The organism is bacterium, assembly GCA_021372775.1.
Taxonomy (GTDB): Bacteria; Acidobacteriota; Polarisedimenticolia; order J045; family J045; genus JAJFTU01.
Genome location: JAJFTU010000159.1, coordinates 1 through 6,113 on the forward strand (window position 1 = coordinate 1; position 6,113 = coordinate 6,113).

The 6,113-nt window shown below is 73.3% G+C and carries 4 protein-coding genes; 2 read left to right on the forward strand and 2 right to left on the reverse strand.

The window, feature by feature from the left end:
- Nucleotides 1–20: 20 nt before the first annotated feature.
- Complete coding sequence (locus tag LLG88_05375; protein ID MCE5246339.1) at nt 21–410, reverse strand: PH domain-containing protein; 390 nt, start codon at nt 408–410, stop codon at nt 21–23.
- Nucleotides 411–488: 78 nt separating this feature from the next.
- Nucleotides 489–1,364, reverse strand: coding sequence for a class D beta-lactamase (locus LLG88_05380; GenBank protein MCE5246340.1), 876 nt, complete (start codon nt 1,362–1,364; stop codon nt 489–491).
- A gap of 67 nt (nt 1,365–1,431) precedes the next feature.
- On the opposite strand from LLG88_05380, the gene LLG88_05385 reads away from it, so the two are divergent.
- Together LLG88_05385 and LLG88_05390 are read left to right on the forward strand one after the other, a co-directional pair.
- Nucleotides 1,432–3,282, forward strand: a complete 1,851-nt coding sequence (locus LLG88_05385) for a M14 family metallopeptidase (GenBank protein MCE5246341.1) — start codon at nt 1,432–1,434, stop codon at nt 3,280–3,282.
- 159 nt (nt 3,283–3,441) lie between these two features.
- Nucleotides 3,442–5,787 (forward strand): hypothetical protein, encoded by a 2,346-nt coding sequence (locus LLG88_05390; protein ID MCE5246342.1) that lies wholly within the window; start codon nt 3,442–3,444, stop codon nt 5,785–5,787.
- Nucleotides 5,788–6,113: the final 326 nt, after the last annotated feature.

A 6,113-nucleotide genomic window follows, 5' to 3' on the forward strand; every position in this document is an offset into this window, starting at 1 on the left:
CGGCCGCCGGGGTTCGGTCGTCAGCGCGGGAGTTCGCGGTTGCAGAAGCGGCAGATCGTCGCCGCGGCCTTGATCGTCTCGGCGCAGAACGGGCAGGCGCGCGTCGCCTCCGCGGCGCCGCCGAGGCGGGCCTGCGCGGCCTCGACGAGCCGCTTCGCCTCGTAGGCGTCCCCCTTGCGCAGGCCGTGGACGGCGATCGGATCGGTCCCGCCGGCCGACTCGATCACGACGTCGGCGAAGAGCGGCCCCGCCGTCACGCGGATCGAGGAGACGCGCTGCAGGTGGATGCTCTCCTCGGCCGAGGAGAAGAACCCGCGCGTCCGCTTGACGACGAACGTGTCGTTCACCTCGAGGCGGGTCGGGAAGAGGCTGTTGCCGCTCGTCCAGCGGCTGGCGGCGAAGATCGGCATGGGCGTCGCGCTCCTTGGACCCGAAGCATACCGCGCGGCCGCGGCCCCGCGCTCCGCGGACCGCGCGGGGACGGCGCCTTACCGCGGCAGAAGGCCGAGGGTGCGCAGCGCGTCGATCGCGACGCCGCGCGCGACCGGTCCTTTCGCCTCCGCGCCCTCGATTTCGACGGCGAAGACGAACTCCCCCTTGGGCGAGGCGAGATGGCCCACGAACCAGCCGAGGGCCGGCTTCCCCGCGGAGGGGCCGCTGCCGGTCTTGCCGGAGAACGAGCCGCCCGTCTTGCCGGCGAGCTCGCCGACCGCGACGTCCGGCTGGACGATGATCTTCTTCACGACCGCGACCGACGACGGCTTGAACGCCGTCTTCCCGCGGTAGAGCTTGGCGATGAACGCGACCTGCTCGTCGGGCGAGATGTGCAGCGAGCTCTCCAGCCAGAAGCGGTCGATCCCGCCTGAGATGTCGCTGTCGCCGTACGGCTCGCGCCCCAGCGCGGCCTTCATCCGCTCCGGGCCGATCTCGCGCGCCATCCTCTGGAACCACCAGACGGAGGAGACGCGGATCGCCTCGGCGAGCGTCAGGTCGCGGTTCCACGACTCGATCGGGCGCCGCACGCCGTCCCAGCGGTAGGTCGTCCCTTCGTTCTCGACCACCCCCGCGTCGAGGCCGACGAGGGCGTTGTAGATCTTGAAGGTCGAGCAGGGGGACTGGCGGACGGCGCACCGCTTGGCGTCGGTGCGGACGATCTCGTCGGTCGCGAGGTTCATCACCTCGATGCAGCCGTCCTGCTTGCCGAGCGCCTGCCGGAGCTTCGCCGCCGCGTCGGCGCCGAACGTCTTCGCGGGCCCGGCCGCGGGCGTCGCGGCGGGCGTCGCCGCGGCCGCTTGGGCGAGCGCCGCCGGCGCGGCGCAGGCGAGAAGGACGAGGATCGAAACGAACGTCGCGGCGCGGCGCATCGGCGGCTCCTTCGGGGACGTGAGAACGTTCGGCCCCGCGCGCACAATGATGCCGAAAGGACACCGCATGCGCCGCCTGCCCGCCGTCGCCGCGTCGATTCTTTCCGCTCTTTCCTTCGCCCTCGCCGCCGCTCCCGCCGCGGCGCCCCCGGCGCCGGTCCGCGACAAGACGCGCCCGGCCGCCGGCGTCCCCGCGACCCCGGCCGAAGCCGCGGCGTACGAGGCGACGCCGTCCTACGACGAGACGCTGGCCTTCGTCCGCCGCCTCGCCGCGGTCGATCCGTCGATCAAGCTCGGCTTCTACGGCGTCTCGGGGCAGGGGCGGCCGATGCCGTACGTCGTGGTCTCCAAGGAGCGGGCCTTCGAACCCGCCGCGGCCGCGCGCCTCGGCAAGCCGGTCGCGCTGATCGTCTCCGGGATCCACTCCGGCGAGATCGACGGCAAGGACGCGATGCTGGCGATCGCGCGCGACTGGGCCTACGGCAAGGACCGCGTCCTGCTCGACGGCGCGACCGTCGTCTGGATTCCGATCTTCAACGTGGACGGGCACGAGAACTCCTCCCCCTACAACCGCCCGAACCAGGACGGACCGAAGCGCGGGATGGGGTTCAGGACCAACGCCGCCGGGCTCGACCTCAACCGCGACCACATGAAGCTGGCCAGCCCCGAGATGCGGGCGCTGGTCAAGCTCGTCGCGGCGTGGCGTCCGCAGATCCACGTGGACAACCACGTCACCGACGGCTGCGAGTTCGCCTGGACGCTGACCTACGGCGTCGCCGAGGCGCCGGTCGCGCCGGCGCCGATCGACGCCTGGCTCAAGGCGCACCTGCCGGCGGCCCTCGACGAAGTGCACCGCGCCGGCTACCAGACGGGGCCGTACGTCGAGCTGGTGGACGGCAACGATCCGTCGAAGGGGTTCGGCTCCGGCCCTTCCGAGCCGCGCTTTTCGACCGCCTACTTCACCCTGCGGAACGCCGTCTCGATCCTCGTCGAGAACCACTCCTACAAGCCGTACAAGGACCGCGTGCTGGCCAACGAGGCGTTCCTGCGCGGCCTGCTGCGCGAGATCGGCCGCGATCCTCAGGCGCTCGTCGCCGCGTCCGCCGCGGCTGCGCGGCAAGAGGTCGCGCTCGGGCGGCCGGACGCGCCGCCCTCGACGATCGCGCTGCGGTACGAGAGCGATCCGAAGCCGGACACGATCCGCTTCGACGTCTACCGCCGCTCGCTCGGGACGTCGGTCGTCACCGGCAAGCCGATCATCGCCTACGAGCGCGGCGTCGAGGATCCGATCGACGTGCCGTGGTTCCACCGCCTCCACGTTTCCGTCGCCGTGCCGCGGCCTCGCGGCTACGTCGTGCGCCCCGGCTGGCCGCAGATCGAGGAGCGGCTGCGCGCCCACGGACTCGTCGTGCGGCGGCTCGCCGCGCCGGCGGAGGTCGAGGCGGAGACGCTGCGCGTGGACGACCTGCAGCTCGAGGGGCGCAGCTATCAGGGGCTCGTCGGCGCCCGCGGCAAGATCTCGCGCCGCGCCGCGCGGGTCGTCGTTCCGGCGGGAAGCCTCTTCGTGCCGGCCGACCAGCCGGACTTCGCCGTCGCGGCGAATTTGCTCGAACCGGAATCGCCCGACTCGCTCTTCGCGTGGGGCCTGCTCGACTCGGTCGCCGAGCGGAAGGAGTACATCGACCCGCGCGTGCTCGAGGCGTGGGTCCGCGAGGCGCTCAAGGACCCGAAGACGGCCGAGGCCTGGAAGGCGGCGCTGGCCGAGCCGCGCTTCGCCGCCGACGAGCGGGCGCGCTTCCTCTGGTGGTACCAAAGGACGCCGTACTACGACCGCACGATCGGCGAGTTCCCCTACGTTCGTCTGACCGCAATTCCTCCGTCGTGGAAGCTCGATCCGGCGCCGCGCGGCGCCCGCTGACTTCCGCCGTCCGGCGGCGATAGAATGGCCGCTCCCGGCCCGGATCGATCCTGAACGTCGGCGCTCCGCGCGCCGCATCGGCGCGCGCGTCCGCGGGCGGTCCCGGCCCTTCGGCCCTCCGGCGCGGCCCGGTCGCCCCGGTCGGCGAGGAGACGCGCCATGTCGTTCGAGTTCGGACCCCGTCGGGGCGTCTACGTCGACATCGCGGAAGAGACGGTCGCGCCGACCCTCTCCGCCGCCGAGCTCGCGGCGTTCGAATCGTTCGACCTCGTCTACCGCTCGCTTTGCGCGCTGATGTTCAACTACGTCCCGACGTCGGGGCACCCCGGCGGCTCGATCTCCTCCGGACACTTCGTCGCCGGCCTGATGTTCGACGGGCTCGACTACGACGTCTCGCGTCCCGACCGCGACGACGCCGACGTCCTCTCCTACGCCGCGGGACACAAGGCGCTCGGCCTCTACGCGCTGTGGGCCCTGCGCGACGAGCTGCTGCGGATCGCGGCGCCGGAGCTGCTGCCGGCCGACGAGCGGCAGCGGCTGCGCCTCGAGGACCTGCTCGGCTTCCGCCGCAACCCGGCGGCGAAGACGCCGCTCCTCGCCAAGTTCCGCTGCAAGGCGCTCGACGGCCATCCGACGCCGGCGACGCCGTTCGTCAAGCTCTCCACCGGCGCGTCGGGGGTCGGCCTCGCCTCTTCGCTCGGCCTCGCCCTCGGCGCGCGCGACTTCTACGGCGCCGACGCGCCGCGCGTGGCGATCGTCGAAGGCGAAGGGGGGCTGACGCCGGGCCGCGTCGCCGAGGCGCTCGCCGCGGCGGGGACCGCGGGGCTCGACAACGCCTTCGTGCACCTCGACTGGAACCAGGCCTCGATCGACTCCAACCGCGTCTGCCGCGACGGCGACCAGCCGGGCGACTACGTGCAGTGGGATCCGCGCGAGCTGTTCCACCTCCACGACTGGAACGTCGTCTACGTCGCCGACGGCCTCGACTTCGCGCGGGTGATCGCCGCGCAGCGGCGCGCGGCGGCGATCGCGAACGGCCAGCCGACCGCCGTCGTCTACCGCACCGTGAAGGGGTGGCGCTACGGCATCGAAGGCCGCGCCTCGCACGGCGCGGGGCACAAGCTCTGTTCCGAAGGTTTCTACAAGGCGCTCGAGCCGCTGACCGGCGGCGCGCCGGTCCTGCCGACGTGCGAGGCGAACAACCATCGCTGCGCCGGCGCCGACGGCGCGGCGACGATGGAGGAGTGCTTCTGGGAGGCGCTGCAGGTCGTGCGCCGCGCGCTCGAGGAACGGCGGGAGATGGTGGACGCGCTGGCCCCGCGGCTCGCCGCGGCGAAGGGGCGCCTCGACCGGCGCGCGCGGAAGCCGCGCGACGGCGCGCCGCGCGTGCAGGCGGTCTACGAGTTGGCGGCGCAGGCCGCCGAGGCGCCGCCGGCCGCGCTCGCGCTCGAGCCGGGAACGACGACGACGCTGCGCGGCGAACTCGGCCGCGCGCTCAACCACTACAACAAGGTCTCGCACGGCGCGCTCTTCGCCGCCGCGGCCGACCTGCTCGGCTCGACGAGCGTGAACGCCGTCGGCGACGGGTTCCCCGCGGGATACTGGCACGCGGCGGCGAATCCCGGCGCGCGGCTGCTCTCGCTCGGCGGAATCTGCGAAGACGCGATGTGCGGGATCCTCGCCGGCGTCTCGACGTTCGGGCGGCAGATCGGCGTCGGCTCGTCGTACGGCGCGTTCATCGCCGCGCTCGGGCACGTCGCGGCGCGGCTCCACGCGATCGGCGCCCAGGCGCGGCGCGCGGCGGCGCACGAGCCGTACAAGCCGTTCGTGCTCGTCTGCGCGCACGCCGGCCTCAAGACGGGCGAGGACGGCCCGACGCACGCCGACCCGCAGGCGCTGCAACTCCTCGAAGGGAACTTCCCGCCGGGAACGGCGATCACGCTGACGCCGTGGGAGCCGCAGGAGATCTGGCCGCTGCTCGGCGCGGCTTTCGCGCTGCGGCCGGCGGTGATCGCGCCGTTCGTGACCCGTCCGAACGAGAAGGTGCTCGACCGCGAGGCGCTCGGCCTCGCGCCGGCGGTCGCCGCCGCGCACGGACTCTACAAGCTGCGGGCGGCCGCGGGGGCGAAGCCGGACGTCACGGTCGTGCTGCAGGAGAGCGGCGTGACGTACGCCTTCGTGCAGGAGGCGCTGCCGTCGTTGCTCGCGGCGGGGGTGGACGTCGAGGTCTTCTACGTCGCGAGCGCGGAGCTGTTCGACGCGCTGCCGGCGGAGGAGCGGGCGCGGATCTACCCCGAGGAGACGGCGCGCCGCGCGATGGGGATCACCGGCTTCACGCTGCCGACGATGCACCGCTGGATCCGCTCCGAGCGCGGCCTCGCGCGGACGCTGCATCCGTTCCGGAAGGGCCACTTTCTCGGCAGCGGCCAGGCGGAGATGGTGTTGCTCGAGGCGGGCCTCGACGGCGCCTCGCAGGCCGCCGCGGTGCGCGCGTTTCTCGGGTGACGGTGTCACGAACGTCAAGGCCCGCGCGTGATCGAGGGACGGCGCGTCGTGCGGAGGGGCCGGGCTCGGACCCGACCGGGCACCGGGTCCGCGCCCGGCCCCTCCGCCCGACGTGCCTCGCGCGTTGAGTCGGCGGGCGTGCAATTGCGCGCGGAGGAGAGTCCTAGAGGGCCCGTTCCTCTCGCACGTCAATGCCGCGCGTGCTCGGTTGGTCGTGTGTCGGACGTCAATTCCCGCGCGCATTCGATCGGCCGCGCGCCGGGCGCCAATTCCCGCGCGTGTTCGATCGGCCGCGCGCCGGGGGTCAATTCCCGCGCGTGTTCGGG

Coding starts and splice junctions, on each gene's coding strand:
- LLG88_05375 (MCE5246339.1), bottom strand. CDS start 410: ATGCCGATCTTCGCCGCCAGCCGCTGGACGAGCGGCAACAGCCTCTTC.
- LLG88_05380 (MCE5246340.1), bottom strand. CDS start 1,364: ATGCGCCGCGCCGCGACGTTCGTTTCGATCCTCGTCCTTCTCGCCTGC.
- LLG88_05390 (MCE5246342.1), top strand. CDS start 3,442: ATGTCGTTCGAGTTCGGACCCCGTCGGGGCGTCTACGTCGACATCGCG.
- LLG88_05385 (MCE5246341.1), top strand. CDS start 1,432: ATGCGCCGCCTGCCCGCCGTCGCCGCGTCGATTCTTTCCGCTCTTTCC.